Origin of the sequence: Mesorhizobium sp. M1A.T.Ca.IN.004.03.1.1, from assembly GCF_003997555.1 — a bacterium.
Classification (GTDB): Bacteria; Pseudomonadota; Alphaproteobacteria; order Rhizobiales; family Rhizobiaceae; genus Mesorhizobium.
In genome coordinates this window covers 1-233 of record NZ_RZTV01001149.1, presented here as the reverse complement: position 1 = coordinate 233, position 233 = coordinate 1, and the positions used below count along the sequence as shown (strand labels likewise).

The following is a 233-nucleotide window of genomic DNA, read 5'->3' as shown; positions in this document are numbered from 1 at the left end:
GCCGAGCGGCACCCGCTTGGTATAGGCAAAGTCCTGGCCGAGCGGGATCTGCGAACCGTTGAGACCGGCCGGCGCAATACCGCCGAAGAATTCGAAGGCATCGGCACCCGAGGTCGGGTCGGCGACTATTGTCTCCTGGATCGGCTTGCCGGTATCGAGCGTTTCCAGTTCGGAGAGCGCCTGGTTTCTCTCGCGCATGATGTCGGCCGCCCGCTTCAGGATGCGCCCGCGCG

1 protein-coding gene is annotated in these 233 nt (G+C 65.2%); it reads right to left on the bottom strand.

Features of this window, described 5'->3' with window-relative positions; genetic code table 11:
• The coding region (locus tag EOD29_RS35280) for an aldehyde dehydrogenase family protein (protein WP_127248935.1) at positions 1 to 233 on the bottom strand (233 nt) is incomplete at both ends.